The organism is Mesorhizobium sp. M7A.F.Ca.US.010.02.1.1 (assembly GCF_004023085.1).
Taxonomy (GTDB): domain Bacteria; phylum Pseudomonadota; class Alphaproteobacteria; order Rhizobiales; family Rhizobiaceae; genus Mesorhizobium.
This window is the reverse complement of record NZ_RZRV01000001.1, coordinates 48,983-64,213: the sequence shown is the minus strand read 5'-3', so window position 1 is coordinate 64,213 and position 15,231 is coordinate 48,983. Positions and strand designations below refer to the sequence as shown.

The 15,231-nt window shown below is 63.4% G+C and carries 14 protein-coding genes; 5 read left to right on the top strand and 9 right to left on the bottom strand.

The genetic code is table 11. From position 1 onward, the window contains the following. Positions 1-6: 6 nt before the first annotated feature. Together EOA19_RS00295 and EOA19_RS00290 are read right to left on the bottom strand one after the other, a co-directional pair. Positions 7-1,095 (bottom strand): ABC transporter substrate-binding protein, encoded by a 1,089-nt coding sequence (locus tag EOA19_RS00295; protein WP_128302342.1) that lies wholly within the window; start codon positions 1,093-1,095, stop codon positions 7-9. Positions 1,096-1,156: 61 nt separating this feature from the next. Beyond that, positions 1,157-2,404 (bottom strand): enolase C-terminal domain-like protein, encoded by a 1,248-nt coding sequence (locus tag EOA19_RS00290; RefSeq protein WP_128302341.1) that lies wholly within the window; start codon positions 2,402-2,404, stop codon positions 1,157-1,159. 149 nt (positions 2,405-2,553) lie between these two features. Here EOA19_RS00290 and EOA19_RS00285 point away from each other — a divergent pair, with 149 nt between their 5' ends. Beyond that, on the top strand, positions 2,554-3,315 hold the full coding sequence (locus EOA19_RS00285; protein ID WP_128302340.1) for a GntR family transcriptional regulator: 762 nt from the start codon (positions 2,554-2,556) through the stop codon (positions 3,313-3,315). Positions 3,316-3,390: 75 nt separating this feature from the next. Here EOA19_RS00285 and EOA19_RS00280 read toward each other — a convergent pair whose 3' ends face one another. The 7 genes from EOA19_RS00280 to EOA19_RS00250 all read right to left on the bottom strand — a co-directional run bounded on the left by EOA19_RS00280 (position 3,391) and on the right by EOA19_RS00250 (position 11,879). Next, on the bottom strand, positions 3,391-4,269 hold the full coding sequence (locus EOA19_RS00280) for an SMP-30/gluconolactonase/LRE family protein (protein WP_023808885.1): 879 nt from the start codon (positions 4,267-4,269) through the stop codon (positions 3,391-3,393). Between the two features lie 47 nt (positions 4,270-4,316). Next, complete coding sequence (locus EOA19_RS00275) at positions 4,317-5,279, bottom strand: 3-keto-5-aminohexanoate cleavage protein (RefSeq protein ID WP_128302339.1); 963 nt, start codon at positions 5,277-5,279, stop codon at positions 4,317-4,319. Then, entirely contained in the window at positions 5,276-6,223 is a 948-nt protein-coding gene (locus tag EOA19_RS00270; protein WP_128302338.1) for a 3-hydroxyacyl-CoA dehydrogenase, read from the bottom strand. Before EOA19_RS00270 ends, EOA19_RS00275 begins: the two co-directional genes overlap by 4 nt. An 11-nt stretch (positions 6,224-6,234) precedes the next feature. Then, positions 6,235-7,041: an SDR family oxidoreductase gene (locus EOA19_RS00265; protein ID WP_023808888.1), complete on the bottom strand. Its 807-nt coding sequence runs from the start codon at positions 7,039-7,041 to the stop codon at positions 6,235-6,237. Positions 7,042-7,054: 13 nt separating this feature from the next. After that, positions 7,055-9,139: an ABC transporter permease gene (locus EOA19_RS00260; protein WP_128302337.1), complete on the bottom strand. Its 2,085-nt coding sequence runs from the start codon at positions 9,137-9,139 to the stop codon at positions 7,055-7,057. After that, on the bottom strand, positions 9,136-10,668 hold the full coding sequence (locus EOA19_RS00255; RefSeq protein ID WP_128302336.1) for a sugar ABC transporter ATP-binding protein: 1,533 nt from the start codon (positions 10,666-10,668) through the stop codon (positions 9,136-9,138). The genes EOA19_RS00260 and EOA19_RS00255 overlap by 4 nt, the downstream gene beginning before the upstream one ends. 83 nt (positions 10,669-10,751) lie before the next feature. Then, the gene (locus EOA19_RS00250) at positions 10,752-11,879 is read right to left on the bottom strand and encodes a sugar ABC transporter substrate-binding protein (RefSeq protein WP_128302335.1); all 1,128 of its coding nucleotides are present in this window, start codon (positions 11,877-11,879) and stop codon (positions 10,752-10,754) included. Positions 11,880-12,096: 217 nt separating this feature from the next. On the opposite strand from EOA19_RS00250, the gene EOA19_RS00245 reads away from it, so the two are divergent. The 4 genes from EOA19_RS00245 (at position 12,097) to EOA19_RS00230 (ending at position 15,207) form a co-directional block, all read left to right on the top strand. Continuing rightward, on the top strand, positions 12,097-12,777 hold the full coding sequence (locus EOA19_RS00245) for a GntR family transcriptional regulator (RefSeq protein WP_128302334.1): 681 nt from the start codon (positions 12,097-12,099) through the stop codon (positions 12,775-12,777). A gap of 50 nt (positions 12,778-12,827) precedes the next feature. Further along, positions 12,828-13,046 carry a hypothetical protein gene (locus EOA19_RS00240; protein WP_128302333.1) on the top strand — a complete coding sequence of 73 codons (219 nt, stop codon included), beginning with the start codon at positions 12,828-12,830 and terminating at the stop codon, positions 13,044-13,046. Between the two features lie 61 nt (positions 13,047-13,107). After that, entirely contained in the window at positions 13,108-13,935 is an 828-nt protein-coding gene (locus EOA19_RS00235) for a phosphogluconate dehydrogenase C-terminal domain-containing protein (RefSeq protein WP_128302332.1), read from the top strand. A gap of 330 nt (positions 13,936-14,265) precedes the next feature. Continuing rightward, positions 14,266-15,207, top strand: coding sequence for a D-ribose ABC transporter substrate-binding protein (locus tag EOA19_RS00230; protein ID WP_023808893.1), 942 nt, complete (start codon positions 14,266-14,268; stop codon positions 15,205-15,207). Positions 15,208-15,231: the final 24 nt, after the last annotated feature.

Below are 15,231 nucleotides of genomic sequence, written 5' to 3'. Positions count from 1 at the left end.
TGCTGCTCATTTCGGCGCGGGAACGCCCGGCAGAGGCTCCTTCTTTACGTTGGCGTCGATGATCTTGGCCACCAGCTCCTGCGGGTATTCGGCATTGACCACGCCGCCTGCGGGAACCGTCTTCAGCCAGGCGTCGAGGTCAGGCTGATTGATCTGCAGGAGCGGCACCTCGACGAATTTCGGCACCTGCTTGCCGGCCAGGATCTGCTGCGCGACCCAGAACGCGACCTGCGAGACGCTGGGCGTGGCGCCCAGCGAGAAGGTTTCGTAGCCGCCGGCATCATGCTCCTGCTTCCACAGCGCCAATTCGTCCTGGCGGTTGCCCATGATGATGATCGGCAGCGGCCGGCTGGCGGCCTTGAATGCCTGCGCCGCGCCATAGCCGTCGCCGCCCTGCGTCAGCACCGCATCGACCTGAGGCAACGACGGCAGGATGCCCGACACTTCCTTTTGTGCCACGGTGGCCGTCCACTGACCATAGACCTCGCCGACAGCCTTGTAGCTGGCGTGCGCCTTCATCGCCTTCTCGACGCCCTCATGCAGGCGCTTGTCGAAACCGTCGCCGGCCATACCGCGGATCTCGAGGATGTTGGCCGGCTTGTCACCGAGCTTGCTGGAGATGAAATCCAGTTCTGCCTTGGCATAGGAATCGAGGTTGTAGTCGACGACATAGGCGCAAGGCTCGGTGACGCCGCTGGCGAAGGCAACCACGGTGATACCGGCATTGCAGGCATCCTTGATGGCACCGTTGAGTGCGGTGTCGGAGCCGGCAAGCACGATGATCGCGTCATAGCCCTGCAGGATCAGGTTCTCGATCTGCGCCGCCTGCTCGGTCACCGAATTGTTCGAGCTGACGACGGCGGTGGCGGCGACCTGCTTGTCGGCCACGGCCTTGGCGCCCATCTCCTCGAAACTCTTGATCATCACCTGGCGGAAGGAATTGCCGGCGTAGGAATTGCTGAAGGCAATCTTCTTGGCCGAGGTGTCGCCCTTGGCGACACCGTCATCGGCGCGCGCGCCTGTCATGGCAAGGGTCGTGCAGGAAAGCAGCGCCGCGATAAGGAAGGCCCTGCCAGCTGTTCTGGTTCTGCTCATTTCGTTCTCCTCCTGTTGAAAGTCATAGCGTCCTCCCGCCGACCATTTCGAGCGGAAAATCTCACCCCAGCCCGAGGTCGGGCACGGTATCGTTCAAATGGTCGGCGAAATTGGTGTTGGGCAGCAGCGGATACCAGCCCGGACGGCCAGGATCGCGGTCGTAGGCATAGCCGCCCAGCGAGCGGTAGAGCTCGGCATAGGTTGCGAGCTTGTCGCGGTCGAGTTCGACACCGAGGCCCGGCGCCTCCGGCACCGCGATCGCACCGTTCTCGTAACGCATCTTGCCGCCGACGATGATGTCATCGGCAAGGTGGTGGTAGTGAGCATCCGCGGTGAAGACGAGGTTGGGCAGCACAGCGCCAAGATGCAGCATGGTGGCGAGCTGGATACCGAGTTCGCCAGAGGAATGCACCGCAATGCCGAGACCGAACGTGTCGCAGATCTGCGCCGCGCGCACGCAGGCGCGGATGCCGCCCCAGAAGGTGGTGTCGAGCAGGATCACGTCAACCGCAGGGTCGCGCACATTGGTGGCGAGCTGTTCGAAATCGATGACGATGGTGTTGGTGGCCAGCGGGATGGAGAGCTTCTCGCGCAAGCGGCGCATGGCGGCCAGGCCCCAGGTCGGGTCCTCGAAATAGTCGTTCCTGAGATCGGAGATGGCTTGGCCGAAACGCAGCGCCTCTTCGACCGACAGGGCTGCGTTCGGATCGTAGCGCAGCGTATCGGCAGGAAATTCGGCGGCGAGCGCCCTGAAACATTCCAACTCATAGTCGGGGTGAAACACGCCGGCCTTGAGCTTGTGGGCGTGAAAACCATGTTCGTCCTTGAGCGCGCGGGCATGCTCGAGCAATTGATCGATGGTGCGGACTTCGCCCTTGCCGCTGCGGCGGTCGGCATAACGGAAGAACAGATAGGAGGCGAAGCCGATCCGGTCGCGCACGCGCCCGCCAAGCAATTGGTAGACCGGCACGCCGAGCTTCTTGCCGATGATGTCGAGACAGGCGAATTCCAGCGCTGCGTGGAGCTGCGTGCGGTTGTTGTAGAGCGACGCCGTCGGATTGCAGATGGCGTAGCGCATCCGGTTGAGATCGAAAGGGTCATGGCCGACCAGGTAGGATTTCAGGCCGGCGAAAGCGAGTTCGGCGCCGGCGCCACCACCGCCCATCTCGCCCAGCCCAACAATGCCTTCGTCGGTCTCGACCTCGACCACGGTGCGGACAAAGCGTCCCCAATGCGTACCGTTGCTGTGCCGCAATGCTGCTTCCAGCGGAACGGTGATGGTGGTCGCCTTGATGTCCGTGATCTTCATGCCGGCTCCTCTCCCCTAGCCCGCTGGGGTCATACACACTACCATGGTAGTATGTCAATACAGCTTCAATCCTGCTTGCCGCTTGAGTTGCGACGTGCGCGGTGTCATGACCGGAGCAGTGCAGCGCCATTCACAGCAACGGATTCGTCATGGGGACCAAGCTTTCGGGGGCGACCAGATTTTCAGGCAGTGCTGCCAGGCTGAAAACCGCCGGTCAGCGCGAACCCTCGCGGGTGCTGGAGCCGGTCAACAATCGCATGCCGATCTCACCGCAGATCTACGAGCGCCTGCGCCGCGCCATCACGACGCTGGCGATGTTGCCGTCGGAAGCGCTCAGCGAACAGGACCTTGCCCAGCAGCTCGGTGTCAGCCGTACACCCGTGCGCGAGGCGCTGATCCGGCTTGCCGATGAAGGGCTGATCGACATCCTGCCGCAACGCGGCAGCTTCGTCGCGCCGATCCGGCTAAGTGACGTCGAGGAAGCGCAGTTCATTCGCGAGGCACTCGAAGTCTCCGTCGTGCAGAAGCTGGCCGGCCACGGTTCGAGCGCCTTCATCGCGGCAGGCAGGGTGAATCTTGCCCAGCAGGCCAAGGCAGTGGCCGAGGGCGACCGCGAGCTGTTTCTTGAGCTCGACGAGGGCTTCCATCGTAGCCTTTGCGAAGAGGCCGGCCTGCCCAAGAGCTGGCGGGTGATCCAAGTGGTCAAGCTGCAGATGGACCGTGTGCGCTATCTGAGCCTGCCCGAGCCGGGTCACCTCGAGACGCTGCTCGCTCAGCATGTGGCGATCTTCGAGGCCGTGGAGACCGGCGAGGCAAAGCAGGCAGGCGCGCGTATGGCGGCGCATCTGCGCGAAGTGCTGCGCACGGTGCAACGGCTCAACGTGGCTCGCCCGGACCTGTTTGGCCAATGATCCGTTGACCGCTCATTGGGATGCCTGCGCGAAGGCCTGATCCGCGTATGCTACGGGCGCTTCGCTTGTCTGGCGTCAGCTGCCGAAGCGGGGCTCCGCAACGCCTTTGACGCCAAGGCCCGTGATGGCGAACAGGCTGCCGCGCAAAACGCCGTCGCCGGGAAAACGCGGCAACGGCGGCTTGGCCATCGAGGTGACGTAAAGGATATCTAGCTTCGGTCCGCCGAACATGACGCTGGTGATCTTCTTGACCGGCATGTCGATGATGCGATCGATGCTGCCATCGGGCGCATAGCGCACCAGTCTTCCGTCATAGACCAGCGCATTCCACAGATAGCCCTCGGCATCGACGGTCGAGCCGTCCGCCGCACCGCCCCGGCTGGTGTCGACGCGCACGAAGGTACGCCTGTTGGTGGCGGCACCGGTGGCGATGTCGTAGTCGTAGGCCCATATCTCGCCGGTCCAGGTGTCGGCGAAATAGAAGGTGCGGTCGTCGGGGCTCCAGCATGGACCGTTGGAACAGATGATGCCGGAATCGATCCGGGTGACGGAGAAATCCGGATCCAGCCTGTAGAGACCGCCGGACGGCCCCTCTTCCATCGTGTCCATCGAGCCGGCGAAGAAGCGGCCGCGCCGGTCGACCTTGCCGTCGTTGAGCCGGTTCATTGGCCTGTCCGGCTCGGGATCGTGGATCAGCGTCACATCGCCGGAGGCGAAATCGAGCAGATGGAAACCGCGCTGCAGCGACACCACGGCGCCGCTACCGTCCTTGCGTAGCGCCATTGAGCCGATCTTCATCGGCACGTCCCATGACCGGATCTCGCGTCCGTCGGCGGTCGCCCGAAACACGCGCCCGTCGAAGCTGTCGATCCAGTAGAGTCGTTCCTGTTCGACGTCCCACAGCGGTCCTTCGCCCAGTGTGGTCTTCACGTCCACCACGACTTCGATCTTCATGCCGTCCTCCTCCGTTTTTGCGTCTCGCGGCGATTGCTCGGGCCGCCTCAGAAAGCGACCTTGTCCCCGCCTTTCAATGACAGGATTTCGCGTGCCTCATCGGGCGTCGCCACCTCCATGCCGAGCCCTTCGATGATCTTGCGGGCCAGCAAGACCTGCTCAGCGTTCGATTTGGCAAGCTTGCCTTTGCCCGCCCACAGACTGTCCTCCAGCCCGACGCGGATGTTGCCGCCAAGCGCTGCCGATTGCGCGGCGATGCGGAGCTGGCTGGCGCCAGCGCCGAGAACCGACCAGCGGAACTGGTCGCCGAACAGCCGGTCGGCAGTGCGCTTCATATGGGCGACGTCTTCGGGATGGGTGCCGATACCGCCGAGCAGTCCGAACACCGACTGCACGAAGAAAGGCGGCTTCACCAACCCGCGGTCGGCGAAGTGCGAGAGGTTGTAAAGATGAGCGATGTCGTAGCACTCGAACTCGAAGCGCGTGCCGTTGTCGTAGCAGGTCGCCAGGATGTACTCGATGTCCTTGAACGAGTTGCGAAAGACGAGGTCGCGGGTCGCTTCCAGATGCGGCTTTTCCCAGTCGAACTTGAAGGTCTCGTATTTGTCGGCGAGGTGATAGAGCCCGAAATTGATCGAGCCCATGTTGAGCGAGGCGACTTCCGGTTTGAACTGGGCGGCCGGGCGCACGCGCTCCTCGAGCTTCATGTACGGGCTGCCACCGGTGGTGATGTTGATGGCGGCGTTGGTGCCTTTCTTGACGCGCGGCAGGAAGCGAGCGAAGGCCTCCGGCGTCTGGTCGGGCTTGCCGGTTTCCGGATCGCGCGCATGCAGATGCAGGATTGCGGCACCGGCTTCGGCAGCCGCGATCGCCTCAGAAGCGATCTGGTCAGGAGTGATCGGCAGATACGGCGACATGGTCGGCGTGTGGATGGCGCCCGTCACCGCGCAGGTGATGATGACCTTGCCCCTGGTCTGCGCAGCACCTGGCTTGCGGCTCGTTTCGATCATTGTCCGTACTCCTGGTCCGATTTTTTCTTGTGTGCCGCCAGCGCCATCAGCCGACGATCACGCCATACCTGCCGTTCGCCGAGGTTTTCGCGTGGCAGGCGTTCGCGGCGGTCGGCTTCGACGGTTTTCATCACCTCGCCCGCCCAGTCGACGCGCCGCAGCATCTGCGGGAAAATGTTCGAATAGATCGACTGATAACGCTCGACATAGTCGCGCACGCCGCCAGGTGCATTGAGATCGATGGTCTCGAAAGGCCCCATGAACGACCAACGCAGCGCCAGCCCGTCGCGGATGCCGATGTCGACATCCTCGACGCTGGCGTAGCCGTCGGCGACAAGCCGGAAAGCCTCCTCAAGCAACGCGCCTTGCAGGCGGTTCATGATGAAGCCGTCGAGTTCGCGCTTCATCACCAGGGGCGCATGACCGGCGTCGATGAGGAAGGCGCGGGTTCTCTCGACCGTCTCGGCGGACGTCCATGGCGCCGGCACGATTTCGGCCGCCGGAATGAGATAGGGCGGATTGATCGGATGCACGACCAGACAGCGATGCCGTCCTTGCAGATGGTCGGTGAATTTCGACGGCAACAGCGCCGAGGTGGAACTGGCGATGACTGTCCGCGGATCGGCAAGCGTGTCGATCAGCGAGAATACCTCCCGCTTCACCTCGAGGTTTTCAGGCGTGTTCTCCTGGATATGGACGGCACCCGCCAGCGCCTTTGCCAGCTCCGCGACAATGGTGATCCGGCCAAGCACAGTGTCGACGGACTGACCGCGCAGCAGGTCGTTTGCGGCAAGGTCACCGAGCACGCCGGCAATGTAGTCGCGGGCGCCGCCGGTCGCAGCGGGCGACTGATCCCACATCCGCACGTCATGGCCGGCACGGGCAAAGCTGATTGCCCAGGCCCGCCCGATGAACCCGCTTCCGACAATTGCGACATTGGCCATGGATCGGCTCCTCAAAGTGTTTCGACATTGCCGTCGACGCCGAGCGACTGGCCGGAAATGTTGATCCCCGCATCGGAGAGCAGGAAGGCGACCATCGATGCGACATCATAGGGGCTGGTCATGCGGCGCAGCGAGATATTCTGCAGATAGCGTCCGGTCATTTCCTCGTGGCTGATACCGACCTGCTTGGCGCGCGCCGAGATAACACCTTCGATGCGCGGCCCTTCGATGATGCCGGGCAGGATGGCGTTGACCCTGATAGCGTGCGGCCCGAGCTCCTTGGCGAGACTCTGCGTGAAACCGATGACACCGAACTTGGCCGCCGAATAGGGTGTGCGGAAGGCGTAGCCATGGCGGCCGGCGGCCGACGACATCGAGACGATCGAGCCGCCGCCCGCCGCCTTGATCAGCGGCACGGCGCGCCGGGCGCACAGGAACTGGCCAGTCAGGCAGATGTCGATGCAGCGCCGCCAGTCGGCCGGGTCGATTTCGTCGACACCGCCGGTCGGCCCGGCAATGCCGGCATTGTTGATCAGCGCGTCGAGCCCGCCGAGTTCTTTCTCGACCGCCTCGAACAGCCGGTCGACGTCATCGTCGCGCGAAACATCCGCCTTCACAGCGGCGACCAGATCGATCTTGCCGGGAGCAGCGGCCAGCGCCTCGTCGGAAACGTCGCAGACGACGATGCGGGCACCGAGGCGTGACAGCGTGTCGGCTATGGCAAAACCGATGCCGCCGGCGCCTGCCGTCACCAGCACGCGCTGGCCTTTCAGCCCAGTCAGAAATTCGTCCGCAGATGCCGGGGCTCTTGTGCTCATCGTCCTGTCCTTCTCATTGCAGCCGCCGTTCGCGCAGCGCCATGACGGCGCCCAGAACGACCAGTCCGTAAAGAATTGCCCTCGTGGCATAGGGAAGCGTGGTGCCGGCGAGCAGCATCTGCAGCGCGGTCAGCAACAACACGCCGCCGAGCATGCCGAGATAGTGGCCGCGCCCACCGGTGATCAGCGCGCCGCCGACCACCACCACGGCGATCGACGGCAACAGATAGTCGTCGCCCATGCCGAGGCTTGCCTGACCCGAAAAGCCGGTCAGCATGACGCCGACAACAGCCGCGCAGACGGCCGAAAGCATATAGACCAGGATCAGCGTGCGCTCGACGCCGATGCCCGACAAGCGCGCCGCGCGCAGCCCATTGCCGATGCCGTAGACGCGTCGTCCGAACGGGGTGCGGCCAAGCAGCAGTACCGCTGCGACGACAAAGACGACCATCAGCAGGACGATTGGGGTCAGCAGGCCGGCGAGCTTGGCCGTCATGACCCAGCGCAGCATCGGCGAGGAAAACCCGGCCGGCGTTCCCTGCGAATAGAGCAGCGCACAGCCTTGCAGAATGCCGTTGGTGGCAAGCGTCATGACGATCGGCGATATGCCGAGATAGACGATGCCGAAACCATTGGCGAAGCCGATGGCGCAAGCCATCACCAGAACGACCGGCAAGGCGTAGACAAGGGCCGCGTCGGAGCCGTTGACCATGCCGGCCAGGATGATGCCGGAGATGCCGATCGTCCACGGCACGGAGAGATCGAGGCCGCCGGTCAGGATGACGGTTCCCTGCCCGAGCGCTAGGACGGCGAGGAAGGACGACAGCACCAGCAGCGAATTCCAGTAACCCGGATTGAGGATGGCGCGGCCGAGCCAGACCTGCGTGACGACCACGATGAGCAACAGGCAGACATAGGCGGGCAGCGCATAGCGCAACGTTTCCGCGTTGCGTAGATGGAAGGCAGGGCGCGGCGATGCCGGATTGCGCTGGGCATGGGCTGGCTCGGCGATCTTGAGACGCCGGTCCACGCGCTCGAGTTGCGAGGGCAATATGCCGGCGCGCCAAGCGGCAAGCCGGGCGCGCGCGGCGCGCAATTGCACGGCAAGCACCGATGCATGGGAGATCGAGCCGGCAAGTGCTGCCAGCACCAGAATGGTGCCTTCGGCAATGGTCGAATAATAGGCCGATACGTTGAGCACCAGCAGGATGTTCACCACGATCATCAGGATGTAGGCGCCGAAGACAGAGCCCACCGGGCCGCCCTGCCCGCCACCGAGGCGCGTGCCGCCGACGACGACCGCCGCGAACATCGACAAGAGCAGCGGATTGCCGACCAGCGGATCGCCGCTGCCGGTCTGGGCGCTGATGAACACGCCGGCAAGGCCATAGCAGCCGCCGGCGATGACATAGACGGCAAAGCGCACCAGCACGACATTGATGCCGACGGAAGCGGCCGAGTCCGGATCGCTGCCAACCGCATAAAGTGCTGTGCCGAAGCGGGTTCCCTTCAGCCAGAACCAGGCGAGCAGGACGACGCCGATCACCACCAGCGGCATCGGCAGCCAGCCGGCGATCGCGTCGCCGAGATAGAAGGTACCGAGATCGGGCGACACGAAGCCACCGGGCTTGTCCATCACCAGCAGCGTCACGCCTTGCAGGATGAACATGGTCGACAGCGTCACCACGATCGGCTGCATGCGCAGCACCGCAATGAAGAAGCCGTTGAAGGCGCCCACCGCCATGCCGACGCCGATGCCGACGGCGGTCCACAGGATGATGCTGGCGCCCGGCGCCATCGGGTCCATGCTCGATGCCAGCACGGCATTGACCAGCGATATCACCGCGCCGGCGGACAGGTCGAAGCCGCCCGACAGGATGACGATGGTCTGGCCGATCGCCGCGAGCGCCGAGGTGGCGGCGCCGCTCGACAGGAACGACACGTCGAAATATGTCAGCGGCCCGGCGCTGATCCAGTCGACAACGAAGAGCAGGATCGCCAGGACGGCCGCGGCGATCAGCGCGCCGCGATTGCGCATCAGCGCACGGCGCAGTCCGACGCCGCCGGTAGCGGGGGATGAGGCTGCTGCGCTGCTCATGCGGCGGCTTCCCCGGCATGCCCGAGCGCCGGGCGCATGATGGCCGGTTCGGTGATGGCGTCGCCTTCGAGTTCGGCGGCGATGCGCCCGTCGTAGAGGACCAGGACCCGGTCGCACTGGTGGACAAGTTCGGGGATCTCCGTCGAGTGCAGCAGGATCGAGCCGCCGGCGGCGACGTAGTTTCGCATCATCACATAGAGCTCGTGCTTGGTGCCGACGTCGATGCCGCGGGTGGGATCGAACAAAAGCAGGATGCGGCTCTGCGCCACCAGCCATTTTGCGATGGCGATCTTCTGCTGATTGCCGCCGGAAAATGCGGCGGCCCGCGTCCACAGCGCACGATCATCGACTTCGACAGTGGCGAACGCCGCCTCGACGGAGCGGGTCTCGGCTTGCGCGTCGACAAGGCCTAGCCGTGTGAAGCGCGATATCACGGGCAGCGTGGCGTTCTGGCTTCCCGACAGTTTCAGGAACAGGCCTTCGGATTTGCGGTCTTCCGGCACCAGGCCGATCGCCATGTTGGGGAGCACGGCATCGGCGGGCGATCCCAGCCAGACCTTGCGGCCATCGACGAGGATGTCGCCGCGGGTGATTTCGGCCATGCCGAAGCAGGCCAGGAACAGATCCTGCTGGCCCATGCCCTGCAGTCCGGCGACGCCGAGGATCTCGCCTTTGCGCAAGTCGAATCCGGCACCGTCGAGCTTGCGCCCGACCTTCAGGTCGCGCACGCCCAGAACCGGCGGGCCGAAGGCCTGGGCACTGTCGGGCTTGGGCGGGAAGGTCTGCTCGATGCTGCGGCCGATGATCTTTTCGATGACGTCGGCGTCAGAGACATCGGCAACCGGCGCGGTGACGATGTGGCGGCCGTTTCTCAGGATCGTCAACGTCTCGCAAAAAGCGCGAACCTCGCGCATGCGGTGGGTGATGAAGACGATGGTGGTGCCCGCCGCCTTCAGCCTGGCGATGATGTCGCCCAGCCAGTCGACGTCGCGGCCGGCGAGCGTCGAGGTCGGTTCGTCGAGCAGCAGGATGCGCGGCTTGCGGTAGACGGCACGCGCGATCTCGATCTTCTGGCGCACCGAAAGCTCGAGTTCGCTCACCTCGGCGTCGAGATCGACGGAAAAACCGAGATCGTCGATGTGGCGGCGGACAGCCTTGCGGGCAGCGCTGCGCCGGATCAGGCCGGAGACGCCGACGGGAGCATAGGGCAGCAGCATGTTGTCGAGGACGGAGAGATCGCGCACCAGGGTCATCTCCTGGAACGCGGTCTGCATGCCGAGCGCATGTGCCGCGCGCGGTGCGCCGTAAGCGATCTCCTTGCCAAAGACGCGGACATGGCCTTGGCTCGGCCGGACCAGCCCGGACAGCAGCTTCACAAGTGTCGACTTGCCGGCTCCGTTTTCACCGAGCAGGGCATGGACGCTGCCGGGCGCGATCCGAAACGACACGCCGTCCAGCGCGACGGTCGGGCCGAACGCCTTGCTGATGCCGTCGATCTCGATGGCGGGAAGCTCGGAATGTTCTGTCATTGTCCTCGATCGCCGGGCTTGGCATGGACCGACGATGCACGGACAGAAAATGTCCGCGCATCGTCAAGATCGCCTTGGGAGGCTTATTCTTCCGGTTGTCCGACGAGGGCAGCCGCGAGGCCGACCTCGGGTGTCTGGTCCGAGAAGATCGAGGCAAACCAGCCCGGATTGGAGACCAGCGACGGCTTGAAGGCGTTGCAGCCGGCCTTCATCTCCGCCCATGTGCCTTCGTCGCACAGCTTGATCGTCTCATTGGTGACGAGCGGCAGCGGCAGGATGGTGGTCTTCGGCACGTCCTTGCCTTCGATCGCCTCGACGGCAAGCTTCAGCGCCAGCGCACCCGAATAAGGCGGCGAGGCGTAGGAAATGCGTTGTGCGCCGGCCGGCGCGTAAGGGGCGGCCGCACCTTCGACTTCGGTGCCCTCCGGCAGCATCTGGATGCGGCCGCCATTGGAACCTTCGCCGGCGCAAGGCAGGAGTTCGCTTGTCTTCTTGCCGGCCTCGAGCTGCATCGAGTTGGCGGTGAAGCAGCCGACCTGCATCCACAGCCCGTTGATGTCGTCCCAATTGCGGGTGGCCAGGATTTTCGAAAGTTCGGTGCGGGCGACCGCCTGGCTCCACATGCCGACAGCCTCGCCGACGATCTTGATATCAGGATATTTGGCGAAGACTTCCTTGGCGGCTTTTGTCCGCTGATCGTCGACGGATGTTCCCGGGACACCCGTGATGGCGATGATGTTGCCCTTGCCGTTGAGCTTCTTGACCAGCCATTCGGCGGTCACCCTGCCGGCTTCCAGCTGGTCGATGTGGACGTTGTAGGCACAAGGCTCGGTGATCTCGGCGTCGTAGGCAAAGACCTTCACGCCCTTGTCGCAGGCATTCTTGACGACCTGGTTGAGCGCGGTCGGCGAGATCGGATATACGACGATGGCCTCGGCGCCGCTTTGCACCATTGCGTTGATCTGCTGAATCTGGCGTTGCGCGTTGGGGCCAGCGACCTGGACCTGCAGGTCGACCTTGTCGGCCAGGCTCTTGTGGGCGGCCATGGCCTTGACCATGTTGGCCGCCTCCGCTTGCCAATCATTGCCTATGTAGCTCATGCTGAGAAAGATCTTGTGCTTCTCGGCTGCCTGCGCGGCGGACAGGCCGAAGGCGCATGCAGCCATGCCGGCCAGCAGCGCGAGCCGCCGGACTTTCGATCCGATACCCATGTGAACTCCTCCCAAACAGAACGATCGAATGCCTCCCAAGGGCACAAAACGTAACCCTTGCCATTCGATGCCGACGACCGTAACATGATTTGATCAAAGATCAATGATGAAATCGCTTAATATCAAAACGGGCGCCCGTGGGCGCTTGACGCGGCACCTTGAACCTTGCATTCCGGATGCAGGTAGCGTCGCCCTTGGGCGGGAAGGTTGACGGGAGATGGCTGGATCGGCGTTCAGAAAGCCGGGGGTCGAGATCGCACCCCTGTCCAGGGAAACCCTGCAGGACAGGGTCTATCGCCATGTCACCGAACTGATCCTCGACGGTAGCATCGTGCCGGGCGAGATGGTCACGGTTCAGAGCCTTGCCGATGCTTTTGGCGTCAGCCCGATGCCGGTCAGGGAAGCGTTGCGGCGCCTGACGGCCGCCAACGCGCTGATGGTGGTTTCAGGTCGGTCGATCGGCATTCCGGCATTAAGCCGCGCACGCCTCGTCGACCTCAGGAATGTCCGGTTCGAGATCGAGGCGATCGCGGCCGCATGGGCTGCGGAGCGTATGGGCGACCAGGCCGTGGCGCAGTTGCGCCAGCATCTGGATGCGCTCGAACAGGCCAATGCCGCCGGCGACGTCAAATCCTACCTGCGCGCCAACTACGCCTTTCATTTCTCGATCTATCGGGCAGCCGGTTCCGAGAACATGCTCAACATCATCGAGAACCTGTGGCTGCAGATCAGCCCCTACTTCAACATGCTGCACGATTCAGGAAACTACTCGACCGCCAACGAACACCATCAGGCGATGTTCGCGGCATTGAGAAACCGGGACGCGGAAGCCGTCAGGGCCGCGGTCCGCGCCGACATCGACGCCGCTTTCGACGTGCTGGTCGATCTTTTGAAGTAGCGCCCGACCCAGTCTCCGACCGCCTATCACATGCCGGCTCATCCCTGGTGATGGCAGAGCGCCAATGCGCATTAACGGCCAGTGCGGGCTTCTTCGGGCTGATCGTATCCCCTGAGCGCGCCATCCAAGGTTCTGTTCACGGAGCAGTTCGTGGGCGAAACATCATTGTCATCTTCGTGCTGGAGCTTGCTGGGCGGCAGGCGATTACGCCGCAAACGCATGACCCTGCGCGCACGGTCATTATCGATTGCCAAAATCTGGTAGCGTGATTATACCAGTTGATAAGTAGACGACGGGCGATACCGTCGGCTGAGATGGAGTAGTGACCAGATGACAACGATTGCGCTGTTCGGGGCTGGCGGAAAAATGGGCTACCGCCTGTCGACCAATTTTCGCGGGTCGCCCTACACGATACGCCATGTCGAAGTCAGCGATGCCGGCCGCGAACGGCTGAAGACCGGACTGGGTTTCGATACGGTCAGTGCCGACGAGGCGCTCAAGGACGCCGATGTGGTGATCCTGGCCGTCCCAGACACGCATATCGGCAAGGTAGCGGCCAGCATCGAGAGCAAGCTGGTATCAGGCACGATGGTGGTGGTGCTCGACGCGGCAGCACCCTTTGCCGGCCATCTGCCGAAGCGGCCGGACCTCACCTATTTCGTCACCCACCCCTGCCATCCGCCGATCTTCAATGACGAGACGGACATGGCCGCGAAGAAGGATTATTTCGGCGGCGTGAAGGCCAAGCAGCATATGGTCAGCGCCCTGATGCAGGGGCCGGAAGAGGACTACGCCAAGGGCGAGGCGATCGCGAAGATCATATGGGCGCCGGTGATGCGTTCGCACCGCGTCAGCGTCGAACAGATGGCGCTGCTCGAGCCTGGCCTTTCGGAGACGGTGTGCGCCTCGTTGCTGGTGGTCATGAAAGAAGCCGTCGACGAGGTCGTGGCGCGCGGCGTCGACCAGCAGGCGGCACTCGACTTCCTGCTCGGCCATATGAACGTGCTCGGCGCCGTCATTTTCGGCGAGACCAAGGGCGTTTTCTCGGACGCCTGCAACAAGGCGATCGAGTTCGGCAAGCCGGTGCTGATGCGTGACGACTGGAAGCGGGTGTTCGAACCGGAAGAGATCGCCGCCAGCATTCAGCGGATCACCTGAGAGAAGACAGGTGCTTGACGCAGCACCTCGAGGGCCCGGCATGTCATTGCCGACCCTCGGTTTTGGTAGCTCATCAGGTACATGTCACCTGAATTTGTGGTTGACTCATCATACCAGTTGGCTTAGCTGTTCATGGCTCGGATCGACAAGGTTTCGCAGGGAGCAGGATGCCTGGGCGAGTGGAGGAGGGCTGGGGAGCAACGATCCGTCTTGGGTAAGCCGGCAACGGTTTTTTGACCCAAGCGATCCGCGGCCCGCGCTGCCTGACGAATTCGGATGCAGACAAAGCCATTGGCCGATCAAGGCAATTTTTTCAAACGGGAGGACTTCATGAAACTCACACGCAGAATGACGCTTGCGGCTTTCGCCGGCATGCTGGCGCTTGGCACGGCAGTGCCCGCCTACGCGGCGGATCTCATCGCCATTATCACGCCCTCGCACGACAATCCGTTCTTCAAGGCGGAAGCCGTCGGCGCCGAAGCCAAAGCCAAGGAACTCGGCTACGAAGCGCTGGTGCTGGTCCATGACGACGACGCCAACAAGCAGTCCGAGCTGATCGACACCGCGATCGGCCGTGGCGCCAAGGCGATCATCCTCGACAATGCAGGCGCCGACGCCACCGTCGCCGCCGTGCAGAAGGCCAAGGACGCAGGCATTCCGTCCTTCCTGATCGACCGCGAGATCAACGCCACCGGCGTCGCCGTGGCGCAGATCGTGTCCAACAACTACCAGGGTGCCCAGCTCGGCGCGCAGGAGTTCGTCAAGCTGATGGGCGAGAAGGGCAATTTCGTCGAACTGGTCGGCAAGGAATCCGACACCAATGCAGGCATTCGCTCCAAGGGTTATCACGACGTAATCGACGACTATCCGGACCTGAAGATGGTCGCCCAGCAGTCGGCCAACTGGAGCCAGACGGAAGCCTATTCCAAGATGGAATCGATCCTTCAGGCCAACCCCGACATCAAGGGTGTGATCTCCGGCAACGACACGATGGCGATGGGCGCCTATGCGGCACTTGCCGCGGCGAACCGCAAGGACGTCATCGTCGTCGGCTTCGACGGATCGAACGACGTACGGGACTCCATCACGTCGGGCGGTATCAAGGCAACCGTGCTGCAGCCGGCCTTCGCGCAGGCGCAGATGGCGGTCGAGCAGGCCAACGACTTCATCAAGAACAAGAAGTCGCCGGCCAAGGAAAAGCAGTTGATGGACTGCGTTCTGATCAATGGCGACAATGCCGCCAAGCTGGAGACCTTCGCGCTGACGAACTGAGCCAGCGTGATTTCAATAGCGAGG